At 63.4% G+C, this 22,068-nt stretch carries 21 protein-coding genes; 10 read left to right on the top strand and 11 right to left on the bottom strand.

Features of this window, described 5'->3' with window-relative positions:
• Window positions 1-118: 118 nt before the first annotated feature.
• Window positions 119-997 carry a DsbA family protein gene (locus WBN73_RS21100; RefSeq protein WP_207596422.1) on the bottom strand — a complete coding sequence of 293 codons (879 nt, stop codon included), beginning with the start codon at window positions 995-997 and terminating at the stop codon, window positions 119-121.
• A 175-nt stretch (window positions 998-1,172) separates the two neighbouring features.
• Between WBN73_RS21100 and WBN73_RS21095 the strand changes: the two genes are divergently transcribed.
• From WBN73_RS21095 to WBN73_RS21075, 5 genes are all read left to right on the top strand, one after another.
• A complete protein-coding gene (locus WBN73_RS21095; protein WP_280626965.1) occupies window positions 1,173-2,672 on the top strand; it encodes an alpha,alpha-trehalose-phosphate synthase (UDP-forming) in 1,500 nt (499 codons plus the stop codon).
• Window positions 2,662-3,459 (top strand): trehalose-phosphatase, encoded by a 798-nt coding sequence (gene otsB / locus WBN73_RS21090; protein WP_337341237.1) that lies wholly within the window; start codon window positions 2,662-2,664, stop codon window positions 3,457-3,459. Before WBN73_RS21095 ends, otsB begins: the two co-directional genes overlap by 11 nt.
• Window positions 3,460-3,665: 206 nt before the next feature.
• Complete coding sequence (locus WBN73_RS21085) at window positions 3,666-4,748, top strand: ABC transporter ATP-binding protein (protein WP_207596410.1); 1,083 nt, start codon at window positions 3,666-3,668, stop codon at window positions 4,746-4,748.
• Between the two features lie 94 nt (window positions 4,749-4,842).
• A complete protein-coding gene (locus WBN73_RS21080; protein WP_337341238.1) occupies window positions 4,843-6,432 on the top strand; it encodes a beta-N-acetylhexosaminidase in 1,590 nt (529 codons plus the stop codon).
• Window positions 6,429-7,850, top strand: a complete 1,422-nt coding sequence (locus WBN73_RS21075; RefSeq protein WP_089593812.1) for a DUF4032 domain-containing protein — start codon at window positions 6,429-6,431, stop codon at window positions 7,848-7,850. The genes WBN73_RS21080 and WBN73_RS21075 overlap by 4 nt, the downstream gene beginning before the upstream one ends.
• 63 nt (window positions 7,851-7,913) lie before the next feature.
• Here WBN73_RS21075 and WBN73_RS21070 read toward each other — a convergent pair whose 3' ends face one another.
• Window positions 7,914-8,615, bottom strand: a complete 702-nt coding sequence (locus WBN73_RS21070; RefSeq protein WP_280626961.1) for a GntR family transcriptional regulator — start codon at window positions 8,613-8,615, stop codon at window positions 7,914-7,916.
• Window positions 8,616-8,742: 127 nt separating this feature from the next.
• On the opposite strand from WBN73_RS21070, the gene WBN73_RS21065 reads away from it, so the two are divergent.
• Window positions 8,743-9,984, top strand: a complete 1,242-nt coding sequence (locus WBN73_RS21065; RefSeq protein WP_337341239.1) for an amidohydrolase family protein — start codon at window positions 8,743-8,745, stop codon at window positions 9,982-9,984.
• A gap of 2 nt (window positions 9,985-9,986) precedes the next feature.
• Here WBN73_RS21065 and WBN73_RS21060 read toward each other — a convergent pair whose 3' ends face one another.
• Complete coding sequence (locus WBN73_RS21060; protein ID WP_280626958.1) at window positions 9,987-10,475, bottom strand: pyridoxamine 5'-phosphate oxidase family protein; 489 nt, start codon at window positions 10,473-10,475, stop codon at window positions 9,987-9,989.
• 190 nt (window positions 10,476-10,665) lie between these two features.
• Between WBN73_RS21060 and WBN73_RS21055 the strand changes: the two genes are divergently transcribed.
• Window positions 10,666-11,016: a nuclear transport factor 2 family protein gene (locus WBN73_RS21055; RefSeq protein ID WP_337341240.1), complete on the top strand. Its 351-nt coding sequence runs from the start codon at window positions 10,666-10,668 to the stop codon at window positions 11,014-11,016.
• A 63-nt stretch (window positions 11,017-11,079) separates the two neighbouring features.
• Here WBN73_RS21055 and WBN73_RS21050 read toward each other — a convergent pair whose 3' ends face one another.
• Entirely contained in the window at window positions 11,080-11,853 is a 774-nt protein-coding gene (locus WBN73_RS21050) for an SAM-dependent methyltransferase (RefSeq protein ID WP_337341241.1), read from the bottom strand.
• Window positions 11,854-12,148: 295 nt separating this feature from the next.
• Entirely contained in the window at window positions 12,149-13,087 is a 939-nt protein-coding gene (locus WBN73_RS21045; protein ID WP_337341242.1) for a hypothetical protein, read from the bottom strand.
• 875 nt (window positions 13,088-13,962) lie between these two features.
• Between WBN73_RS21045 and WBN73_RS21040 the strand changes: the two genes are divergently transcribed.
• Entirely contained in the window at window positions 13,963-14,085 is a 123-nt protein-coding gene (locus WBN73_RS21040) for a hypothetical protein (RefSeq protein WP_337341243.1), read from the top strand.
• A 163-nt stretch (window positions 14,086-14,248) separates the two neighbouring features.
• Here WBN73_RS21040 and WBN73_RS21035 read toward each other — a convergent pair whose 3' ends face one another.
• From WBN73_RS21035 to WBN73_RS21020, 4 genes are all read right to left on the bottom strand, one after another.
• Complete coding sequence (locus tag WBN73_RS21035; protein ID WP_337341244.1) at window positions 14,249-15,583, bottom strand: MFS transporter; 1,335 nt, start codon at window positions 15,581-15,583, stop codon at window positions 14,249-14,251.
• A gap of 130 nt (window positions 15,584-15,713) precedes the next feature.
• On the bottom strand, window positions 15,714-17,159 hold the full coding sequence (locus WBN73_RS21030; RefSeq protein ID WP_337341248.1) for an FAD-binding oxidoreductase: 1,446 nt from the start codon (window positions 17,157-17,159) through the stop codon (window positions 15,714-15,716).
• A 130-nt stretch (window positions 17,160-17,289) separates the two neighbouring features.
• A complete protein-coding gene (locus WBN73_RS21025; protein WP_337341245.1) occupies window positions 17,290-17,601 on the bottom strand; it encodes a hypothetical protein in 312 nt (103 codons plus the stop codon).
• A 22-nt stretch (window positions 17,602-17,623) separates the two neighbouring features.
• Window positions 17,624-17,932 (bottom strand): hypothetical protein, encoded by a 309-nt coding sequence (locus WBN73_RS21020; RefSeq protein ID WP_337341246.1) that lies wholly within the window; start codon window positions 17,930-17,932, stop codon window positions 17,624-17,626.
• Between the two features lie 202 nt (window positions 17,933-18,134).
• Here WBN73_RS21020 and WBN73_RS21015 point away from each other — a divergent pair, with 202 nt between their 5' ends.
• Together WBN73_RS21015 and WBN73_RS21010 are read left to right on the top strand one after the other, a co-directional pair.
• Window positions 18,135-19,862, top strand: a complete 1,728-nt coding sequence (locus WBN73_RS21015) for a glycoside hydrolase family 13 protein (RefSeq protein ID WP_337341247.1) — start codon at window positions 18,135-18,137, stop codon at window positions 19,860-19,862.
• A gap of 19 nt (window positions 19,863-19,881) precedes the next feature.
• A complete protein-coding gene (locus WBN73_RS21010) occupies window positions 19,882-20,904 on the top strand; it encodes a LacI family DNA-binding transcriptional regulator (protein WP_280626943.1) in 1,023 nt (340 codons plus the stop codon).
• A gap of 31 nt (window positions 20,905-20,935) precedes the next feature.
• Here WBN73_RS21010 and WBN73_RS21005 read toward each other — a convergent pair whose 3' ends face one another.
• Complete coding sequence (locus WBN73_RS21005) at window positions 20,936-21,466, bottom strand: GNAT family N-acetyltransferase (RefSeq protein ID WP_280626937.1); 531 nt, start codon at window positions 21,464-21,466, stop codon at window positions 20,936-20,938.
• Window positions 21,450-21,944, bottom strand: a complete 495-nt coding sequence (locus WBN73_RS21000; protein ID WP_280626936.1) for a hypothetical protein — start codon at window positions 21,942-21,944, stop codon at window positions 21,450-21,452. The genes WBN73_RS21005 and WBN73_RS21000 overlap by 17 nt, the downstream gene beginning before the upstream one ends.
• Window positions 21,945-22,068 lie beyond the last annotated feature (124 nt).

The following is a 22,068-nucleotide window of genomic DNA, read 5'->3' as shown; positions in this document are numbered from 1 at the left end:
GTACCTTCTTTAAAGACGACACGGTCGTTGCAACTCCCAAAAATTCTGGGTGTTGCAACGACCGCTAGAACCGGCCAACAAGGGTGACCGGCCGCCGTCGTGCATTCAGCGGGGGCTACTAGCCCTTGGCGTCAACTGCCGTCTGGATTTCAGCGTTCAGATCGGTGCTGCCGTCCCACTGCTTGCCGTCAATGAACACGGTGGGAGTGCCGGTGATGCCTACTGCCGCAGCTTCCTGCGTGGCAACCTTCACCCACGGACGGAACTGCTTGCTGTCAACGCAGGTGTCGATGTTGGCCGCACCAACCTCGGTGGCCATTTTCTTCAGGTCGTTGTCGGAGATGCCCGCTCCGCCTTCAGCCGGCTGGCGCTCGAAGAGCAAGTTGAAGAAGTCCGCGTACTTTTCCGGGGATGAGTTCACTACGCACGCAGCAGCGTTGGCCGCGCGGGAGGAGTAGTTGGTGGTGGACTGGCGGTCCAGGAACCCGAGGGGCCGGTACTCAAGGGAGATCTTGCCCTCATTGCGGAGATTGGTCAGCGACTCTCCGTAAGTGGTCTCGAACCGCTTGCAGACGGGGCAGATGAAGTCGATGTAGGCAATGACCTTGACGGGCTTGCCGGCTTCGGCTTCGCCGCCAGGCACCGTCACGGTGGCAGGCGGGGTAGCTGCAGGGCTGGGGACGTCGGCAACGTTGACGGTGGCCGGCTCCGACTTAACAACTTCACTGTTGGCGAGCAGCGTCACGCCGCCGTGGACGTTGCCGTTGGCCGGCGTCGGGCCCTGATCGGCGATAGGTGCGTTGTTCTGCGCTTGGCCGATGACCACGAACGCCACCAAGGCGATGATGACCACAACGGCAACCACAATGCCCCAGCCGACCAAAAGCTTGTTGCGCTTGTCCTTCTTCAGCTGCTCTTCACGGATTGCGCGCGCCTTTTCCCGTGCCTGGGCGGTGCGTTCAGCCTTGGACAGGCGTTGTTCGTTTGCGGGGCTCATCAGTTCCTCGGGGTATTCGACGTCAAAGGGCATAGCTAGGGCAACGGGGTCAGTTTACGGGAGCAAACTTGAAGATCTGGCGCAGACCCCTTGCCCGGTTGTTGAACGATCAAGTGCCATGGAAGATTCCGCTAGTAGGCTGGGAGTTGAGTCACAGCAACCCCAGGGAGCATTAATGCAGGATTTGGCAAGCGAGAAACTCAAGACCGAAGAAGGCGTTCGGGCTTCTCCCGTCAAGAAGCCCACGGCAACCAAGTTCGACTTCATGGTGGTCTCCAACAGGCTGCCCGTTGACCGCATCAGCGACGACAACGGACATGGCAGCGACGGTTGGCGGCGTTCGCCCGGCGGTCTCGTAACGGCGCTCGCGCCAATGATGACGAAGTCCGACGGCGCGTGGGTGGGTTGGCATGGCGCCCCGGACGAGACGGTGCGCCCGTTCAGCCATGAAGGTATGGACCTCATACCGGTCCAGTTGAGCAGCGACGATGTCGAGCTGTTCTACGAAGGCTTCTCCAACGCGACCATTTGGCCGCTTTATCACGACGTCATTGCGCCGCCGGAGTTCCACCGTACGTGGTGGGATTCCTACCGCAAGGTCAACCGGAAGTTTGCCGACGCCGTGACCCGCCATGCCGCCGACGGTGCCACAGTGTGGGTGCAGGACTACCAACTCCAGTTGGTTCCCCGCCTGCTGCGCGAAACCCGGCCGGACCTCAAAATTGGTTTCTTCAACCACATCCCCTTCCCGCCGCCGGAGATCTTCGCGCAACTGCCGTGGCGCCGTGAAATCATTGACGGCCTGCTCGGGGCGGACCTCCTGGGCTTCCAGCGGCCCAGCGACGCCGGCAACTTCATGCGTTCAGCCCGCCGCTTCCTGGGCGCCAGCGTCAAGCAGCAGCAGGTGCACGTCAAGGGTCCCGACGGCGAGGTCACGCACATTGCCAGGGCGCAGGCCTTCCCGATCTCCATCGACGTTGCCCAGATCCGCGAGCTCGCGTCCAAGCCTGAGATCATCCAGCGCGCACAGCAGATCCGCAAGGACCTCGGCAATCCGAAGACCATCCTCCTGGGCGTGGACCGCCTGGACTACACCAAGGGCATCCGGCACCGGCTCAAGGCTTTCGAGGAACTCCTGGCGGACGGCCACATCAAGGTGGAGGACGCCACCCTGATTCAGGTGGCCAGCCCCAGCCGGGAACGGGTTGAACAGTACAGGCTGCTCCGCGAGGAGATCGAAGGCACCGTGGGCCACATCAACGGCACCTACGACACCATCCAGAACACTGCGGTCCGCTACCTGCACCACAGCTACCCGGTGGAAGAAATGGTGGCGCTGTACCTCGCTGCGGACGTCATGCTGGTCACCGCGCTGCGCGACGGCATGAACCTGGTGGCCAAGGAGTACGTCACGGCCCGTTCCGAGGATGACGGCGCGTTGGTCCTGAGTGAATTCGCCGGCGCTGCCGACCAACTCAAACAGGCGCTCCTGATCAACCCGCACGACATCGACGGACTCAAGTCCACCGTTCTGCGGGCCATCAACATGCCCGCCAAGGAAGCGCGCCGCCGCATGAAGCTGATGCGCAAGCAAATTCTGGATCACGACGTCGATCACTGGTCGGCGGAGTTCCTGGCCGCCCTGGAAGAGAAGGTGGTGCGCGATGACAGCTGAGAGTCTTTCCCTGTCACCGGAGTTGCTTGAAGCAGTCCGGCGCATTTCCGGCACGGAGCATCTGTTGGTAGCCCTCGATTTCGATGGCACCCTCTCCCCCATCGTGGACCGGGCGGAGGATGCCCGCCCCCTGCCCCGCTCGGCTGCCGCATTGGCGAGCCTCGCCGAACTTCCGCGCACGACGACGGCACTCATCTCAGGCAGGGCCCTGGACAGCCTGCGGCTGGTCGCTTCACCTCCGGCAGACACGCTGCTGATCGGCAGCCATGGGGCTGAAGTGTGGCTAGGCGAAGGATCCCTTGGCCTGGAACTGGACGATGAGCAGCGCAGCAGATTGGCCTCGGTGCGTGAGGTCCTCGCGGAAATCGTGAACATCGCTCCGGGGACGTTGCTCGAAGACAAGCCCGCCGGCGTCGTCCTCCACACGAGGATGGCCGACGACGACGTCGCGGAAGACGCCGTCGAGGCCGCCATGCGGGTGCTCCGGGAGCATCCGGGCGTCTACCTCAAAACGGGCAAACGTGTGCTGGAGACGTCCGTGGTTCACGCCTCCAAGGGCGAGGCCGTTGAGTTCCTGCGTCAGGCAACCGGCGCCACTGCCATCCTGTTCGCAGGTGACGACGTCACCGATGAGGACGCGTTGGGCCGGCTCCTGGGCGATGATGTGGGCATCAAGGTTGGCTTGGACTTCACTCAGGCCCAGTACAGGGTGGAGGCGCCGGTACACGTGGCGGAGTTGCTGGAAGCCCTTCTAAGGGAGCGCCGGAAGGTCACCGCCGAGGCTTAGCGTGTGACCATGGCTACATGTGATGTTTGTAACAGTTAGGTAGTAAGTCCAAAAGTCTGACATACTCTTGGATGTGATGTGACGCACAGTACCGTGCGACGTCACATGATCCTCCCCGGCCATTGGCCGGGGAGTTCAACTGAAGAAAATGAACCATTCACAACGGATCGTCCGGCACGTACCTGCCGGTGAAGGGATTGATAACTGTGGCTACAGTTACTTTTGATAACGCTACGCGTCTGTACCCGGGCACAGATAAGCCCGCCGTCGATAAGCTCAACATCGACATCGCCGATGGCGAATTCCTGGTCCTCGTTGGACCCTCCGGTTGCGGTAAGTCCACCTCGCTGCGCATGCTCGCAGGCCTTGAGGACGTCAACGCCGGCCGCATCCTGATTGGCGACCGCGACGTCACCGACGTTCCGCCGAAGGACCGCGACATTGCAATGGTCTTCCAGAACTACGCCCTGTACCCGCACATGACCGTTGCCGACAACATGGGCTTCGCCCTGAAGATCGCCGGCGTCTCCAAGGAAGAGCGCGCCGAGCGTGTTCGCGAAGCCGCCAAGCTTCTCGACCTTGAGCAGTACCTGGACCGCAAGCCGAAGGCTCTCTCCGGTGGTCAGCGCCAGCGTGTTGCCATGGGTCGTGCAATCGTCCGTAACCCGCAGGTCTTCCTCATGGATGAGCCGCTGTCCAACCTTGACGCCAAGCTTCGCGTCCAGACCCGTACGCAGATCGCATCCCTGACCCGCCGCCTCGGTGTCACCACCGTTTACGTGACGCACGACCAGGTTGAGGCCATGACCATGGGCGACCGCGTCGCAGTGCTGAAGGACGGCCTGCTCCAGCAGGTTGACACCCCGCGCAACCTGTACGACCGCCCGCAGAACGTCTTCGTTGCAGGCTTCATCGGCTCCCCTGCCATGAACCTGCTGGAACTGCCGGTAGTCGACGGCGGTGTCCAGTTCGGTGGAACGGTTTACCCCGTGCCGCGCAACATCCTCGAAGAGGCTCACGGCCAGACCGTCACCGTTGGTTCGCGTCCGGAAGACCTTGAGACCGTCGGCAACGGCGAAGGCCTCCAGGTTGAGGTTGACGTTGTCGAAGAACTCGGCGCCGACGCTTACGTCTACGGCCACACCATCCTCGATGGCAAGAGCCACGACATCGTTGCACGCGTCGACGGTCGTCGCCCCCCGATGAAGGGCGAGTCCATCTTCGTTCGTCCGCAGTCCGGCCACGTGCACCTGTTCGACACCAAGACCGGCCTCCGCCTGGGCGACTAGTCCCACCGGCAGTCATATAACTCCGCATGAAAGCGGCCCGACCCCTCCAGGTCGGGCCGCTCTCGCGTTAACCTAACTCCTGCGAAAGAATGGCATGAACACGACGGACACCTTGATCCCCCGCCCCTCCCACGTCGCACTCCTGGACAGCCCTGCCTTCACACTTGCCCCCACAGCACGGATCAGCGCCACAGCCCCAGCCACGCAGCTCGCAGAACAGTTGGCCTCGCTGCTGCGCGCCGGCACCGGTTTCGAACTGCCCATCGTTGAGGCCACCCGCCCCGGTGACATCTCCCTTGAGTTCTCGGAAGCGTTCGACGGCGGCCCGGAAGCGTACGCGCTCAATGTCACCGAGGCTGGCGTCAGGCTCACGGCCGTCACCAGTGTTGGACTCTTCAACGGGGTGCAGACGCTCCGTCAGCTGTTTCCTTCGTCCCTTGAGAAGGCGGACGCAAGCGACGTCGAATGGGTGATTCCCGCCGTCGACATCGCCGACGCGCCGCGGTTCCAGTACCGCGGTCTGATGCTGGACGTTGCCCGCAGCTTCTTCACGGTGGAGGAGGTCAAGGCACAGATCGACGTCATGGCCCAGTTCAAGCTGAACGCCCTCCACCTGCATCTCACGGACGATCAAGCGTGGCGCATCGAAATCCACGATCCCGGGGCTGCCGGTAATCCTTTGGGGTTGCCCTACCGCAAGCTGACCGAGGTGGGCGGCGAAGGCGCGGTTGAGGTCTCCACCGCCACGCCTCCCCGCGGCAACTCCGGCTTCTACACCCAGCAGGACTTCAGGGATATCCAGGCTTACGCGGCCACCAAAAACGTGCTGGTAGTGCCGGAAATCGACCTCCCCGGCCACGTCAACGCCGCCCTCGCCGCCATTCCACAGCTCAACCCTGACGGCCAAGCCAAGCCCATGAGCACCACAGCCGAGGTGGGCTGGTCCACTTTATCGGCAGATCTGCCCGCTACGTACGAGTTTGTCCGCGAGGTCCTTGGCCAACTCGCCGCCATCACGGCAGGCCCGTACCTCCATATCGGCGGCGACGAAGCGAAGGTCACCCACCATGACGACTACGTGGCCATGGTGCAGCAGTTCGTCCGGATCGGTGCCGAAACCGGCAAGACGGTGGTGGGCTGGAACGAATTCGCCGCCGTCGAACTCCCGGAAGGTGCCGTCATCCAGTATTGGCACGGTGATTTCGCCCCGGTGGTCCGGCAGGCTGAAGAAAGCGGCGCAAAGGTGATCATGTCTCCCGCCGCCACTACATACCTGGACCAAAAATATGCCTCTGACAGCCCCATCGGGCTCGAATGGGTGGAAGGCGGGCCCTTCACCTGGTCCGAGTACTACAACTGGGATCCCGCACAGGGCGGCCTCAAGGACCACCAGGTCCTCGGCGTCGAAGGACCCCTGTGGACAGAAACCGTACGGAACAACGAGCAAGCGCAGTGGCTCCTCTACCCCCGGGCTGTTTCCTTGGCGGAAGTCGCGTGGTCAGGCCAGGAAGTCCGCAACGCTGGTGACTTCCGACGTCGTTTGGGCGCCTTGGGCGAGCGGCTCGCCCACCAAGGCGTCGCCTTCCAGGCCGCACCCGACGTCGAGTGGTCAGCCACCTCGAAGTGGCCGTTCCCGGAAGCCGGAACGTCTTCCACCCCCGAGTACGGAACAATTGAGGCATGAGCGAGCAAAACGGAGCCCAGTGGCACGACGAACCTACCGACTACGGGCAGATCGGCAAGCTCCCCCGCACTGAAGCGGCGAGTGCGCAGGACACGGCACCGCCCGCGAGCGTCATCGGTTCCCTGAACATCACGGCGGCTTCGGCCGATCCTGAACTGCTGGATCTTCCGTGGCACATCGCTTTGGAGGATTGGCCGGCGGAGAACCTTGCGGCGCTCCCCCGCGGTATTTCGCGGCACATTGTGCGTTTCGCGCACTTGGGTGGTTCGGTCATCGCCATCAAGGAAACCTCCGAGCACGTGGCCCGCCACGAATACCACATGCTGCGGAAGCTGGCCCGGCTGGATGTTCCGTGCGTGGAGCCGGTTGCTGTGATCACAGGACGCACCACCGCGGATGGCCGGCCGCTGAACCCTGTGCTGGTGACCCGGCACCTCAAGTTCTCCATGCCGTACCGCGCGTTGTTCTCGCAGATGCTCCGCAAGGACACCCTGACCCGGCTCATTGACGCGCAGGCACTGCTGCTGGTCCGCTTGCATCTTGTGGGCTTCTACTGGGGCGACGTTTCGCTGTCCAACACGTTGTTCCGCCGTGATGCCGGGGCCTTTGCCGCTTATTTGGTGGACGCCGAAACGGGCGAGCTCTATCCGGACCTCTCCATGGGCCAACGTGAATACGACCTCGAAATCGCCCGCGTGAACATCGCTGGTGAACTGATGGACCTGCTGGACGGCGGGCTCATCGAAGAGAAAGTGGACCCAGTCGCCACCAGCGAGCTGATCATGGACAGCTACCGCCGGCTCTGGACAGAGCTGACCGAGAAGGAGTCCTTCGAACTGGGAGAAAGGTGGCGCGTGGCTGCCCGTATCCGGCGCCTCAACGAGCTCGGCTTCGACGTGGAGGAATACGCCATCAAGACCACGGCGGACGGCTCCACCATCCAGCTCCAGCCCAAAGTGGTCGACGCCGGCCACCACCAGCGTCGCTTGCTGCGCCTGACCGGGTTGGACGCCCAAGAGAACCAGGCCCGCCGGCTCTTGAACGACATGGACCAATTCCGGGCGGACAACAACCCGGACCTGGACGAGGAAATCAGCGCCCACATTTGGGTCAGCCAGATCTTTGAGCCCATAGTCCGTTCCATTCCACGGCACCTGGCCGGAAAGCTGGAGCCCGCGGAAGTGGTACACGAGGTCCTGGAGCATCGCTGGTACATGAGCCAGAAACAGGACAGGTACGTCCCCTTGGCAGAGACGGTTCAGTCCTACCTGGACACTGTGCTGCAACACCGTCGCGACGAGGCTGCCATCATGCTGAACCCGGATACAGAGCTGCTGAAGATCCTTGAGGTCGAGGTGGAGGAATCCGGCCGGTACGACGATGAAGACGAGGACGAATACCCGGACGCCGACGACTGACGCACGGTGAGACGAACTCGACGTCGGCACTCAGGTGAGTGCCGACGTCGAGCTCTATAACTACTACGGTTCCAGGGTTTCGGCGAGGCCGGCCAGGACTGGTTCCCGCCCCAGCTCGATGTGCGAGTATGCCAGCGAGTAGGCCAGGTCCGGCCGGCCTTTCAGAATCGCATTGCACAGTTCCGTGTGCTCGTCGCGTTGGAGTTCGTTGCTGCGGTTGTGGGCCAGCCCGAAGATCCAACGCATCCGGCCAAAGAGGGGCTTCACGGATTCGATCAGGAGCCGGTTGCCGGACAGGCGGACGATTTCGGCGTGCAACTCGGCGCTGATGACGGCAACGTCGTCTGTCCGCTCCTCGTCGATGGCAGTCTTGGACGCTTCCATGAGTTCTTCGAGTCGTCCGCCATCGCTGCCTTCGGCAACACGGGTGGCAGCCATGCGCGCGGCGAAGGTTTCAAGGCACAGCCTGATATCGAAGAGCTCATTGACATCCGTGAGTGTCAGTTGGCGCACCACGGCACCACGGCGCGGGAACGTTGCGACAAAACCGTCCTGCTCCAAGCGCTGGATGGCTTCCCGGACCGGTATGCGGGACACGTTGTAGAGTTCGGAAAGTTCGCGTTCGCGTAAGCGCATGCCCTGCGCGTAGGTACCCGTGACAATGCCTTCCAACACCAGTTGGTAGACGTTTTCCGCGCGGGCCTCATCATCACGGCCGTTTCCGGTACCCGGCATCGCCTCAGCCACTGTCGAACTTCCTTTCATGCCGACGCCAGTCCTTTGAGTGACGCTAGCCCTACGGTACTTTGGTATACAAGAATTTCACAGCATCCGCTTTCACTGTCTTCGTCGAGTCGATGTTGAACAGGGGCGGCCACCAAGGGAGCAACCATTGAACACCTTGATCCGCGCCGTCCGCCCTTGGGGGCAAGCACTGAGCGACGTAACCCTCGTTGCCGCCGAAGGAGGCGGCAAGATCACCTCCGTGAAGCCGCATGACCCTGCCACCGTTGTCCCGGGCGACACAACCGTGGTTGAAGGCCGCGGCCGGATTCTGCTCCCGTCGTTCTCCGACGTCCACGTCCACCTCGATTCCACCCGGATCGGCTTGCCTTTCCGAGAGCACACCGGCGGTCCGGGCGTGTGGACCATGATGATGAACGACCGTCAGAACTGGCGCAACGCCGAGGTCCCGCTGCAGGATCGGGTGAATGACACTCTGGGGCGGATGATCGCGAGGGGCACCACCCGCGTGCGTTCCTATGCGCAGGTGGATGTGGACTGCAGGCTGGAGCGTTTCGACGCCGTTGCTGCTGCCAAGGAGAAGTTTGCCGGTCAGGCTTCGGTGGACATCATCGCTTTCCCGCAGGCTGGACTGTTGCTTGAAGCGGGCACTGTTGACCTTATGGAAGAGGCCTTGAAAGCCGGGGCCAACGTGATGGGTGGCATCGATCCCTGCACGCTGGACCGGGACCCGGCGAAGCACCTCGACATCGTCTTCGGCCTGGCGGAGAAGTACCAGGTTCCCATCGATATCCACCTCCACGAACCGGGCGAGCTGGGTGTGTTCAGCACGGAGCTGGTGCTTGAGCGCACGCGCGCGCTGGGTATGCAGGGCAAGGTGACCATGTCCCACGCCTACCAGCTGGGCAGCGTCAGCGAGGCCACCACCCGCAGGCTGATTGATGCGTTCGCGGAATTGGATGTTTCCCTCGCATCGGTTGCTCCGTCCGCTGCCGGCCAACTGCCCATCCCGCTCCTCACCGAGGCCGGGGTCCGATTGGGCTTGGGCGAGGACGGCCAGCGTGATTACTGGTCCCCCTACGGCAACACCGACATGCTGGACCGCACCTGGCAACTCGCCTTCACTCACGGTTTCCGCAAGGACGAGCTGATCGAACATTGCCTGGCCATCGCCACCATCGGCGGCGCCAGCATCCTTGACCCCAACGCGACCCGGCTCAAGAACACTGCCCACCGTCCCGGCGTCGAGGTTGGCGACCCAGCGGAACTGCTGCTGGTGGACGGCGAAACGGTGGCCTCCACTGTGATGGACCGGGGCAAGGACCGCACGGTGATCCATGCCGGCCAGGTGGTGGCAGACCAGTTGGAACTGGTCCAGCGACGACCCTAGCGCTACTCGCTCCGCCCTGTGGGCGCATCATCCAAAGGGGTCCACCAGGTGACCGGGGGTGTCACCGTGAAACGGCGGCCCGTCACGGTGGTGGGGGTGATACGGATGAACTGGTCCTTTTGCCCCGCCTCCCACGGAAACAGGAGAAGCCCGACGGTGTCCAAGACGTCCTCGGTAAGCTTCACCGCGGCCGCCTGGCCCTTGACCACCACACTCCACGCCACGCCCGTTTCGACGTTGACGCCGTCAGCCTCTATGGCCACCGGGGCGTCGCTGAGGGCGGCATGGAGCTTGGTACCTTCACCCGTCCGGAACACCAAGGTTCCGTGGTCCACTTTGTAGTTCACCGGGAAGATGTCCGGGTGGTCGTCCACCCAGACGGCAAGCCGTCCCACTGAGACTCCGCGGAGGAGCTCCCAGCACTGGTTGGTCTCAAGAATTTCCGTGGCGGGCGTGCCTGGTTGATTGGTCCCGGCTGGTGAAGTCGTCATACCGCAGAGGATACGCCGGGCCCCTGATATTCAACAGGCCACGGCTTACCGGACGAGGGCGGGGGTAGTGCCGGCTCCTCGGTCATGACGCGGGCGCGAAGGCCAATCTCGACAGACATTCTTCAGCGGCACCAGCCCAAGGCGCTGCTAGTGTTTCGATGCGACCACCCACGACAATGCTGGCCGCACAATGGATGCCGCCGAAGACGAACTCCTGGATGCCATGCGAGCGAGTGACCTTGAAGCGTTGGACCGGCTCATTTCCGATGACCTGAAGTTCATCGACCCTGAGGGCACCGTCCTCACCAAGAAGGCAGATCTGGAAGCACACCGCACTGGGGCCACCAACTTTGCCCGAATCGAGGAAACCAACCGGCGCACCCTCGAATCCGACGGCAGCGGCACAACAGATACCACTGCCCGCGCTGTGCTCCACATCAACGGATCACAGATCGAGATCCAGCTGCTCTGGCACCGGGAATGGCGGATCATTGACGGGCGCTGGCAAGTGCTCGCCGGCTCCGTCGTAGTACTCGACTGAGAACTCCGGCCGGTGCTCACGTATCGGAAGAAGCGCCGGTTCGGCCAGGGGCGCAGCCGACTCCTAGCCCCTTAGGCAGAAATACGCCATCCCGAGTACACCCCGGTAGCCCTCTTCATATGCGGCGCGCTGTTCCTCATATCGCCGGCGGACCTGCCCTGCGGCGGGATGATCGGCATCATGTGATTCCAGCCAACGGGTGAACCTGCCGCGATACCCGGCTTCGAAGACATCCCACTCCTGAACGCTTGCCTGGTCCTCGTCCACCACCTCGAAACCAGCGGCGCGGATCTGCTCGCGTAGCGCATCTTGGGTGAGGTACTCGTCATCGCGTCCGGCCAGAGGGGCGGTGGCAGCCGGATGAGGTGTGGCTGACCAGATTGCCTCGCCGTAGACGAGCCGGCCGCCGGGAAGCACCAGTGCTCGAAGGGCGCGCAGGGCTGTGGCATAGTCGAGCGGCTGCGCGTCCTCTACCGGCGGCCCCCAGATCTGGCTCGCGCCGATGCAGATGACAGCGTCTGCGGGGCGATCCTGGACCTCGAGCCCGGGCATCGAATCAAACCTCGCCCTGCCGAGCAGCCCACGAGTCACAGCTTGTTGCCTGGCTCGGTCGATGAACGAGCCAGCACTGTCCACTCCGCGTCCCCGTGCCTGCGGGGCCGCCGTCAAAACCCGAAGTAGTAGTTCACCCCATCCGCACCCCATGTCCAGAACCTCAGCCGGCGCCGGCTCGGACAAAAACGCCAAAAGGTGCGCGGCGCGTTCCTCGGAGAGCGGGGTGAGCCAGGTCAGGGACTCGTAGAGGGGCGGCAATTCAAGCAAAGTACTGTCGGTCACTCCATGATGCTCTCACGATCCACAGAAACGGCTGCTTGTCCTTAAGCCCGTGGTGCTGCGGACTGCTTGGCGGCCGTGGACGAAGCAATTCGTCGCGTGGGTCAACTGCTGGGCGTGGGACCGGTGGGGAGCCGGGCGGTCCTGGATTTGCAGGCCAGAAGATTCACCCGAGGCCAGCGTCAGGCCAGCGCTATTCGTGCAGAAGAACTCAGGTCGATGTTGCCCTATGGGCGCTGAGGTGGCGCCGGAGGTGTCGCTTCTTGGGCTCCCCCTCGGGAAGGCCTACCCGAAACGACTACCCTTGAGGCCCGGTCACGGTTGTTTGGTGCAGGGCTTTCAGGAATAGGTACCCAAGGTAAATCCAATCATCTGCTGATGCTTTGTCGTCGGCAACGCGATTCAGGCAATCGGCGATCGGCATTTCCTCAAAGGCGGGCAATAGGTGAGGAACGGAGTGGTCCTCCCACGCCGCGATAACGCCGCGGCGGCTTCCCGACTTTTCCATACCAGCCCAGATGTCCCTCCCGGCCTCTGGCCCGTATACGTTCCCGAAGTGTCCTGCTCTGGGCCAAGACTCCCAGGCACTGTTCAACGCCGTCTCTAATGCGAGCCTCTCGCTGGGCAGTCGTTCTACGCCGTAGGCCAGGACACCTAGCGCCAAGCCTTCAGCTATCCGCCTTGTCTGTTGACGTTTTGCCACGGATCCCACACCCGCGACATGCCCAACCTCCCGCCCCGCCTGTACAGGCAGAGCCACAGTCGGCTCCACCTGCGGGTATACCGGCACCTTCCAACTGGCCGGCGGAGGGCAGAGCGGTCTTGTCCACTCCGCATCGCGTTCCGGAGACTCGGCTGTCGAAGTCCCCTTCTCGGGCCACGTTCTACTGCCACCCAACTTGCGCTGGATGGCCCTGAGGATCCTTATCGTTTCGTCGTCTTGATAGCCGGTGACCACGGACCAGTCCAGCCCAACACCAACGGTGCTGCTAACGAAAACAATCTCGGTGGCCAGCAGGGCCCGGCGCCAGTCAGCTTTTGTCAGGGATTGACCGTCCCGGATGAACCCGGCAATCCGCTCGCCTTCAGCAAACAAATCAGCAACGTCACGAAAGCCCATAGCCAAGGCCATGGCCTCCGTGGGGTCCGCCGGTCCAGCCCATTCCATGAGGCCTCGACGCAGGACCTCACGTTCATCCTCATCGAGGTCGAACTGAACCCGATCATGCGCATCCACAGCTCATCCTCCATCACCTCGGCATACAGCAGCCACACTAACCCCGCAATAAGTCCCGGCGCGTCAGGTGGCGGCCAAGAGCAGGGATGTCCGATAAAGGATCCTCAACCGGACGCCTTCTCCTAGCTCACCAACTTGTGGCCGGTAGCCCCATATGGTGGTGCCATGACCGAGATGATCGCTTGGAACCTGGCCTTTGGTTGTGGCACTGGCCTTGGCAAAGCACCAGGACGAACTGTCGAAGCTGCCCTGCCAAGCCAGCCGCCCTCAGGGTGGACAGGAAGTCATGGGCCGGGTGTTCGTTGGGAACACTGGCCACGAAGCCTCAACACTGGTTTGCCCATGATGCATGTGCTGACTCTCTGGCTACCCGCAGACTTCCAAAGGCGCGGTGCCCAGTTTCCAGGGATTGCAATTTTTGCTGGTGAGGGCCAATTCGCAGTGGAAGACGAATTTCCCATGCCGAGCGCTGAATCAACCGATCCATTCCTGCGCGACCTTGCAGCAGCCGAGAACCATCCCGGCCTGCTTAGGCGCAGAGACCTGATCGATGGAGAATTTGCGATCCTTTGGCTCATGCATGATGAGTTGGCTGCCGGCCCTACGGCACCTCGTCCCGACCTTCGTGCCAAGGGTGAGCATGTCGACGAGTCGCAAGGTACTAATGCTTGGGACAACGTCGAACCAACCACCGACATTTGGTTGATACCGCGAGTCGATCCGAATGCTGGCAGACACCCGTCGAACTCTGGGGAGATCAGGTCGGCCCCGATGGGTATGTCCATCCCTCAACAGATGCGGGCAGTCTCGCGGACTGGGCAGAACCCTTATTCGCCAGAAGCCACTTGGGCGGAACGGCCTTCCCTATCCAAGCGATGCCTGACGGGCTTACCCCTTGGTACCTCGAACTGGAAGAGATCTCGGGGCTCAACTTCGGCGGTGGCGGCAACGCTCAATTCGATCTGGAATCCGATACGTTCGATTGGGCCTGCGGATAGCGCAATCGGGATATCTAGCCGGAGGTTTCTAAGCGCCTTAGACGATCGCGAGCGCGGCTACGGGGTGGAGATCACCCCCGCCGGGAGCCGCTGTACTGCGGGAGATGGGTTCCTCCATTGTGGTGGTGGCCGCAGAAGGCGTCAGCAAGGGCGCTCTGGCAACCTATCTCGCGGCGGGGTTCGTTGCTGCCACGCCTATTGTGGACATGTCACGCTCCTCAACCAGCCCAACCTCATCCACCCGCACCAACGGCCCCCGGATGGCAAAGAAGCCAGCGCCTGCCAGCACCACAGCCTCGGCCGCGAGCGCCCAGAACGTCGCTTCCCACCCGCCGGTCATCGAGTGCAGAAGCCCCGCTCCGAGTGGACCGAGCGACGCCGCCGCGAACCCAAATCCCTGGCTCATGGCGGACAATCGTCCCGCGGACTGCGGTCCGGCCGAGCGAATCACCACCAGGGCCATGGCCAGCCCGAATCCGGCGCTCTGGACGATTCCCAGCACCCCGACAGCAAGGAACTGAAGCTCCGCTGGTGCCACCAGAACACCGAGCAGTGCCACGGCCACCAGCACGCCAAGTCCCGGAGCCATCCAGCGCAGAATGGCCGGTCGGCTGGCAAGGACCGGGGCCAGCAGACTGGCCGGGAGCCCCGCGAGACTGAACCAGGCCAAGAGCGCTGCAGCGTCCGCGGACGCGAGCCCCCGGGACACCAGGTACACGGCCAGCCAGGATGTGATGGCAAAGTAAAGCATCGCCTGGAGCCCGAAGAATGCCGTCACCGCCCAGGCTGTGCGCTGCTTCCGCAGGGGCATAGCGGGTGCGGTGGGGACAACAGCGGACGACGCCGCATCCCACCGCGGCGTCGAAGCGTCCCCCGCCGCTGAGGTGGCTTTGCCCGCGGCAGCCAGTGCCGCCGTCGGGCGTCTTCCGGTGCGCTGGATGAGGACAGCTCCGAAGAGTGCCGGCACCGCCCACACAGCCAGCGCCCCTGCCAGGCTCCCCCCAAAGGACTGCTGGAGAGGTTGAACCAGGCCGGCCCCCAGCGCGGCCCCCAGTCCAAAGCCCATGGTGCAGAGCCCTGTCCACCAGCCTGTGCCCCGGTTGGCTTTGACGATCTGCGGAACCAGCACGCTGGCTGTCATGATCGCCATGCCTGCAACGAAGGTGCCCGGCAGCAAGAGCGCCGGGACTGTGGCCCGGAGGACCAGCGCGGCGGCCAAGGCGGTGAGCGCAATGGCCACCGCTGGACCGGTTCCGAATCGCCGAGCCAGCCAGGGTCCCATCGGCCCGGAGATTCCGAACGCCAGGACCGGCAAGGTTCCCAGGAGCGGCAGCAGTGCGGGGTCAAGGTCGAAGACGTCCGGAATCTGGTCCATCACACCGGCGATGGTGGTGATGGCGGGCCGGAGATTGATGGACACCATGACCAGCGCAAGCAGCACCAAGCCCGTCATCAACCTCGGACTTGCTCCAACCCGGGCCTGCCGCTTCTCGCGCACATCTTCTCCTCATAGCAACTTTGGTATACCAAGTAAGCCTAGGGGGAGAATGGTGGGAAGTAAATGCAGGTAATTTAGCTGATCAGATGTGACAGGCAGGCCGCATGGACCTTTTGGAATACCAGAAGACCTAAATTGCCTTTCCCGGATTCAGGATTCCCTGCGGATCGAACAGCTCCTTGATCCGCCGCTGCAACTCCCGCACGGGCTCCGGTTGTTCTAGGCCCAGCCAGCGCAGTTTGTATTGCCCCACGCCGTGCTCTCCGGTGATGGTGCCACCCATTTCGAGGCCTATCCGGATGGATTCATCCAACGCCGCGTTGAGCCGCTCCAAAGCAGCCGCATCGGTAACAGGGTCCACACGTTCCATCCAGAACGTCGGGTGCAGATTGCCGTCTCCGGCGTGCGCCACCACCTTAAGCATCACGCTGAAGCGGGCCGCCATGGCCTCGAGCTCGGCCACGAAGTCCACCAACCGCGATCGTGGCACGGCGATGTCCTCGCCAACCCTGAATTCGTCATCCACTTCCGCGCCCCGGCTGTTGCGTCGCAGTTCCACCAGCATCTCGGCTTCCTCGCTGGCCTCGGTGGTCACCGTTGCGCCGCCTGCGGCCAGCACTTGCCGCACCACGTCCGCTTCCGCAGCCGCGCCGAAGCCATCGGTCTGGATCAGGAGCAGCGACTTGCCACGGGTCTGGAGGTCACCTCCATGCATTTCATCCAACTGCACCAGGGTTCCGTTATCTAGCAGTTCCATGATGGCCGGCTGGACCCGGGCCTTGCCCACGGCGAGCACTCCGGCGGCCGCGCTGCGGAAGTCCTGGTAGAACGCCGCAATGGTGTGGACCTCTCGCGGCAGGTACTTCAGGCGGACGGTCACGCCCACCACAATCCCCAGCGTCCCTTCGGAGCCCACCAGCAGCGCGGTGAGGTCGTAGCCGGCAACTCCCTTAAAGGTCTGGTGTCCGGTGTGCATCAACGAGCCATCAGCCATGACGACGTCGAGTGCCAGCACGGAGTCCCTTGTGACGCCATATTTAGCGCATCGCAGTCCCCCGGCATTGGTGGCCACGTTGCCACCGATGGTGGACATTTTGTAGCTTGCGGGGTCAGGCGCATACATGAGGCCGTGCTCTGCGGCGGCAGCGTTCAGATCGGCGTTGATGACGCCGGGCTCGACGACGGCGGTCTCGTCGTCCGGGTTGAGGTCCAGGATGCGGGTCATCCGTTCAAGGCTCAGGACGATGCAGCCTTCCGTGGCATGGGCTCCGCCGGACACACCGGTGCCTGCTCCCCTGGCCACGATAGGAATCCGGTGCGCGGCGCAGCTGCGAACGATGTGCTGAACGTCCTCCACCGATTCCGCCCAGACGACGGCGAGCGGCAGGTGACGCTCCAGCAGTGGTCCTTGATCGACGGAGTACACGGTGAGGGTTTCTTCATCCTCTGCCACCTGCCCGGCACGTAGTCCGGATGCGAGCTCCTTCAGGAACAACTGCCGCCCAGTTGTGGGCTGGGAGGCTTCCCGATGGCCCGTCGTCCTGCCAGTGATGCTTTCCGCTGATGTTCCGGCCATAGCCGTTTCGTCCGACACAGTGGTCCCTCCACGTACGCACCGCGGACACGCCAAACCGGCAGTCTTCGCAGTGTTTTGGTGCTCACAGTCTAGCCAGCACAGAACGGCAGAGCACGGCCACACCCACCTGCTACCCGGCGGGGATCACCGTTCCGGGCAGCTCCCAGATCCCGGCAGAGATGCCGTCGGCGCGTAGATAGACACCCTCGACGCCGGCTGGCTGGGCAGGTGCCGACGTCACTGTTCCGGAGCGGTGCAGCGGCGAGGCAAGGAACGCTTCGAGCTGCGCGTCGCTGAGAACCGAGTTGTCCAGGACAATGTCGGCGGCGAACACCACGGGCACCCCCGGCAGGCAGAAGGTGAGCGCGGCGCCCACGTCCGGGCCGCCGTCGATCATGACCGTTCCCGCCCGCGCCGTGTCGTGCGTGTTCAGTGCGTTCATGTTGTTTTGTCGCACACTCCAGCTAAATCCCGCGGCGAGGTCCTGGTGCGTCGCGAGGAAGTCCTCGGCGTCGATCCTGTGCGGCCCTGTTTGGGGGCGAGCCACAGAAGTTGATGTTGGGGGCGTCCTTGGCGAGCCACGACCACAGCGGGCGGGTGAGGTTGGAGTAGGTCATGGCGCCTGGCCAGTGCTCGCCAGTGAAATCGGGGGCGGCGTCGGCCGTGGATTCCGCCGCCAGCAGGGCCGCGTTCGGGTTGATCTCACGAACCCGGTCCGCGATAAGCCGGGCAACCTCATGGTTGAGATCTACAGATCCCAGGCGTCCTGTCATATTGCCGACGTCGATCCTCCAGCTATCGAGGTTGAACGGCGGCTCAGCCAGCGGGCCACCACCGAATCAACTGCAAGCGCTTCCACCAAGTACAGGGCGGCATGCAAATTTGAAAAGCCCAGCCGTCGGCCGCATTGCAAAGACAGTAGCCTTAGGACTGGAAACGTTTACACTTTGGGGAATTCTCTTCTACGATGTGTTCATGTCCGTTGATTCATTGCTCTCGGTTGCGACCCACGAGCCCACTGCAGCTTTTACGCAGCTGACCCCGATCCACGATGCCTCCGCGGCCCACGGTTGGTGGCGTTCCGCTGTGATCTACCAGATCTATCCGCGCTCGTTCCGGGACCTCAACGGCGACGGCGTCGGAGACTTGGCGGGCATCACCGCAGAACTCCCGCAATTGGCGGCGTTGGGCGTCGACGCCGTGTGGTTGTCGCCGTTCTACCGCTCACCCCAGCGGGACGCGGGTTATGACGTCAGCGACTACTGCGACGTCGATCCCCTGTTTGGCACCTTGGCCGACTTCGACGCCCTTATCGCCGAAGCCAACAGGCTCAACCTGCGCGTCATCGCGGACCTCGTCCCCAATCACTGCTCCGACCAGCACGTCGCCTTCCAAGCAGCACTTGCCGCGGGTGCAGGCAGCGTGGAGCGGGAGATGTTCATCTTCCGCGACGGCCAGGGGCACGACGGCAGCGAGCCGCCCAACAACTGGCAGTCGCACTTCGGCGGTCCGGCATGGACGCGTATCACCGAGCCGAACGGTCAGCCCGGTCAATGGTTCCTGCACCTCTTCGACTCCTCGCAGCCGGACTTCAACTGGGACAACCCAGCCGTCCACGCTGAATTCGAACGCGTGCTCCGGTTCTGGCTGGACCGCGGCATCTCCGGCTTCCGGGTGGACGTAGCCCACGCGCTGGTCAAGGCAGCCGGCCTGCCCAACTGGGGCGGCCGCGCCGACGGCAACAGCTCCGATGGTTTCCCGGGCCAGGACGCTCCGATGTTCGGCCAGCCTGCCCTCCACGACATTTACCGCCGGTGGCGTTCCATCCTGGAAGAGTACGGCCCGGACCGAATCCTCTGTGCGGAAGCCAATGTGGATCCGCTCCCCCGACTGGCGCAGTGGGTCCGCCCTGATGAAATGCACCAGGCCTTCAACTTCCCTTACCTGCACGCCGGCCTGGACGTACATCGCCTGCGCCACACCATCACCGACTCGTTGGTGTCCCTCGACGCCGTCGGCGCCCCCAGCACGTGGGTACTGTCCAACCATGATGTTGTCCGGCACGTCTCACGCTTCGGGTACGACGGACCTGGTCCCCGCGACGGAGACGGCATCGGCCCCGACGACGCGCAGCCCAACGAAGAACTCGGACGACGCCGGGCTGCCGCGGCTACCATGTTCATGCTCGGCCTCCCAGGTGGCGCGTACCTCTACCAGGGCGAAGAACTGGGCCTGCCCGATTCTTCCAGCATTCCCGGCAGCATGCGCCAGGATCCCACTTTCGCCCGCACCGGCGGAGCCCGTATCGGCCGCGACGGTTGCCGCGTGCCGCTCCCTTGGCGTTCGGCCGAACCCCACTCCGGGTTTGGCAGCGGCATGGACCCTTGGTTGCCGCAGCCCGAGTCCTGGCCCACGCTGGCGAGGGACCTGCAGGAGTCCGATCCGGCGTCGCACCTTAACCTGTACCGCGCCATGCTCACCGAACGCGCCACGCTCCGGCTCGGGCAAGGTTCCCTGGCCTGGGTTGAGGACTACTGCACTTGGTCCTCGCTGGCGTACCTCAATGGCAACACCCTGGTGATCATGAACGTAGGCCCCGATCCCCTGCCGCTTCCGGCTGGTAGCACCATCCTGCGCAGCGCCCCTGCATCAGGCGCCGATCAACTAGGCTCAGGGGAGACAATCTGGCTGACAGTCAGCTGATTTTTCACCTAGGAGCGGCATGACGGGCATCAAGGACGTGGCCGAGCGAGCAGGGCTGTCCGTTGCCACCGTGTCACGGGCGCTCAGCGGCAAGGGCAATGTATCGCCGACCAGCCGGGAGCGTGCCCGCGCCGCCGCATCAGAGCTGGGCTTCGTGCTGTCCTACCACGCCTCCAGCCTGGCCTCCGGGCGCACGCACAACGTTGGCTTGGTGGTGCCCTCGGTCCACCGCTGGTTCTTCTCAGCGGTGATCGAGGGCGCATCGGCCGCGCTGCTTGAAGCGGGGTACGACCTCACCCTGTACAACATCGGGGAAAACCCCGAGCACCGGCACAGCGTCTTCAACGACTTCCTGTTGCGCAAGCGGGTGGACGCGGTCATCGCGGTATCGCTGGAACTGAGCGAGGACGAGCTCCAGCAGCTCCACGCCATGCACCGGCCGATCGTCGGAATTGGCGGGCCCTTACCCGGAGCATCAACCATCAGGATCGACGACTCCTCGATCGCGCGAAAGGCCACCAACCACCTGCTCGGTCTGGGGCACACCAAGATCGCGCACATCACCGGCAACGAAGCCTACGACCAGGACTTCCATCTTCCAGGAACGCGTCGGAGCGGATTCGAAGAAGCCATGAACGACGCCGGCTGTCCCGTCAGGCCCGAATGGATCGTTTCCGCTGACTTCACCATTGAAGGCGCTTACGCTGCGGCACGGCAGCTGCTGGCCAGTGCGCCGGACAGGCCAACCGCCGTCTTCGCCGCCTCCGACGAAATGGCCATCGGCACCATCCTCGCGGCGCGGGACTTCGGGCTCCGCATCCCGGATGACCTCTCGGTCATGGGGATCGACGGACATGATCTCGGCAACGTCCTGGGCTTGACCACCATCGACCAGGACGCCAAAGGCCAAGGAGCGCTGGCCGTCCGCACCTTGTTGGGTGCCATCACCAAGGGCCTCGTCCTGGAACCGGCCGATACCGAACACCCCACTAAGCTGGTGGTGCGCTCCAGTACCGCGGTGCCCAAAGCAGGTACCTTCTAGCAGCTCCTTGCTGTGCTCCTCGAGCCGACTGCTACGACAGCTGGCGCTCCATGGTGAGCTCAAGCTTGGAAGTGTCCTGCGGATAAGGCCTGCTGGCACCCGTGGTCTCGAAACCGTGACGCCGGTAGAAGGCCAGCGCCCTTGAATTGTCCTCATGCACCCCGAGCTGGATGCTCCCGGCAGCGAGTTCTTCCGAGGCGGCTTTGCACGCCTCGTTGAGGAGTTCGTCGGCCAATCCCAGCCCCCGGTGCCCGGGTGCCACGTAGACGCTGAGCAGCATGGCCTGCAGCGGCTTCTCCGTGCTTTGGCGGTCCTTGACCACCACACGCATCAATCCGCAGAAGGTGCTGCCGTCCTGGCCTGCATCGGCAACCAATGTAAGGCTGCAGTTCCCGGACATTGCAGCCGCACGTTCCTGCCACTGCGTATCGGTCTGCCGCCGCGCTGACTCCAGGCTCTCCACGTAAGCCATGGGTGTGTCTTTGAGCATCTCCAGCCGCACCTCACGCAGCAAACGCCAATCACTGGGTTGGAGCCGGCGGACCCTAGGCACTGGCTCCACCCATGAACCGTACGTAGCATGCCAGCACGCGGGGCCAGCCCTCGGCGTAAGATGCCCTGGACGCTACGGGATCCTCGGCACCTTCCCACCCGTCGTGGATCAGGCGTACCTCCGTGCCCTCATCCACGGCACCAAAAACAACCCGGATCTCCGTGGACCACAACGGCGTTCCAGCCGGGTACCAACTGGCGTGGAAGGACAGCGGGGGCTGCCAGTCATCAATAGTGCCCCACACCGACGTCCGGCCGTCCTCGGCCGTTTCAAGAATCAGGTTCTCTTCAAACTCAACATGGGACCCCGCACCAAACACGCTTTCCTGCTCCAGCGGCCACCACAGGTGCGGATGATCAGTGAATCCCTGGAAAGCATGCGAAACGTTGGTGGGCACCACAACAGTGAAGATGAGCGGCTGAAGTGCGTCGCCTGCCTGCTGGGACGGTTCGGGTTCAGAGGCGGGGTGGCTGAAGAGGTTTTCCATGACCACCAACTCTACCGCCGGCGCAGGAATTTGAAGGGGGTGGTAAAGGTGGTTAAAGGGGAAGAGCCCCGACCTGTGGTCGGGGCTCTTGCCTTAATGGTTGTCCGGCGGTGTCCTACTCTCC

Source organism: Paenarthrobacter sp. CCNWLY172 (genome assembly GCF_037402035.1).
In the GTDB taxonomy this organism is placed as follows: Bacteria; Actinomycetota; Actinomycetes; order Actinomycetales; family Micrococcaceae; genus Arthrobacter.
The sequence above is the reverse complement of the archived record's forward strand: the minus strand, read 5'-3'. Positions and strand labels throughout refer to the sequence as shown.

Excerpts from the sequence above, each read along its gene's own strand:
- WBN73_RS21015 (WP_337341247.1), top strand. The coding sequence starts at position 18,135 with ATGTCCGTTGATTCATTGCTCTCGGTTGCGACCCACGAGCCCACTGCA.
- otsB (WP_337341237.1), top strand. The coding sequence starts at position 2,662 with ATGACAGCTGAGAGTCTTTCCCTGTCACCGGAGTTGCTTGAAGCAGTC.
- WBN73_RS21100 (WP_207596422.1), bottom strand. The coding sequence starts at position 997 with ATGAGCCCCGCAAACGAACAACGCCTGTCCAAGGCTGAACGCACCGCC.
- WBN73_RS21095 (WP_280626965.1), top strand. The coding sequence starts at position 1,173 with ATGCAGGATTTGGCAAGCGAGAAACTCAAGACCGAAGAAGGCGTTCGG.
- WBN73_RS21080 (WP_337341238.1), top strand. The coding sequence starts at position 4,843 with ATGAACACGACGGACACCTTGATCCCCCGCCCCTCCCACGTCGCACTC.
- WBN73_RS21040 (WP_337341243.1), top strand. The coding sequence starts at position 13,963 with ATGCCTGACGGGCTTACCCCTTGGTACCTCGAACTGGAAGAGATCTCG.
- WBN73_RS21075 (WP_089593812.1), top strand. The coding sequence starts at position 6,429 with ATGAGCGAGCAAAACGGAGCCCAGTGGCACGACGAACCTACCGACTAC.
- WBN73_RS21010 (WP_280626943.1), top strand. The coding sequence starts at position 19,882 with ATGACGGGCATCAAGGACGTGGCCGAGCGAGCAGGGCTGTCCGTTGCC.
- WBN73_RS21070 (WP_280626961.1), bottom strand. The coding sequence starts at position 8,615 with ATGAAAGGAAGTTCGACAGTGGCTGAGGCGATGCCGGGTACCGGAAAC.
- WBN73_RS21020 (WP_337341246.1), bottom strand. The coding sequence starts at position 17,932 with ATGACAGGACGCCTGGGATCTGTAGATCTCAACCATGAGGTTGCCCGG.
- WBN73_RS21025 (WP_337341245.1), bottom strand. The coding sequence starts at position 17,601 with ATGAACGCACTGAACACGCACGACACGGCGCGGGCGGGAACGGTCATG.
- WBN73_RS21060 (WP_280626958.1), bottom strand. The coding sequence starts at position 10,475 with ATGACGACTTCACCAGCCGGGACCAATCAACCAGGCACGCCCGCCACG.
- WBN73_RS21055 (WP_337341240.1), top strand. The coding sequence starts at position 10,666 with ATGGATGCCGCCGAAGACGAACTCCTGGATGCCATGCGAGCGAGTGAC.
- WBN73_RS21030 (WP_337341248.1), bottom strand. The coding sequence starts at position 17,159 with ATGGCCGGAACATCAGCGGAAAGCATCACTGGCAGGACGACGGGCCAT.
- WBN73_RS21000 (WP_280626936.1), bottom strand. The coding sequence starts at position 21,944 with ATGGAAAACCTCTTCAGCCACCCCGCCTCTGAACCCGAACCGTCCCAG.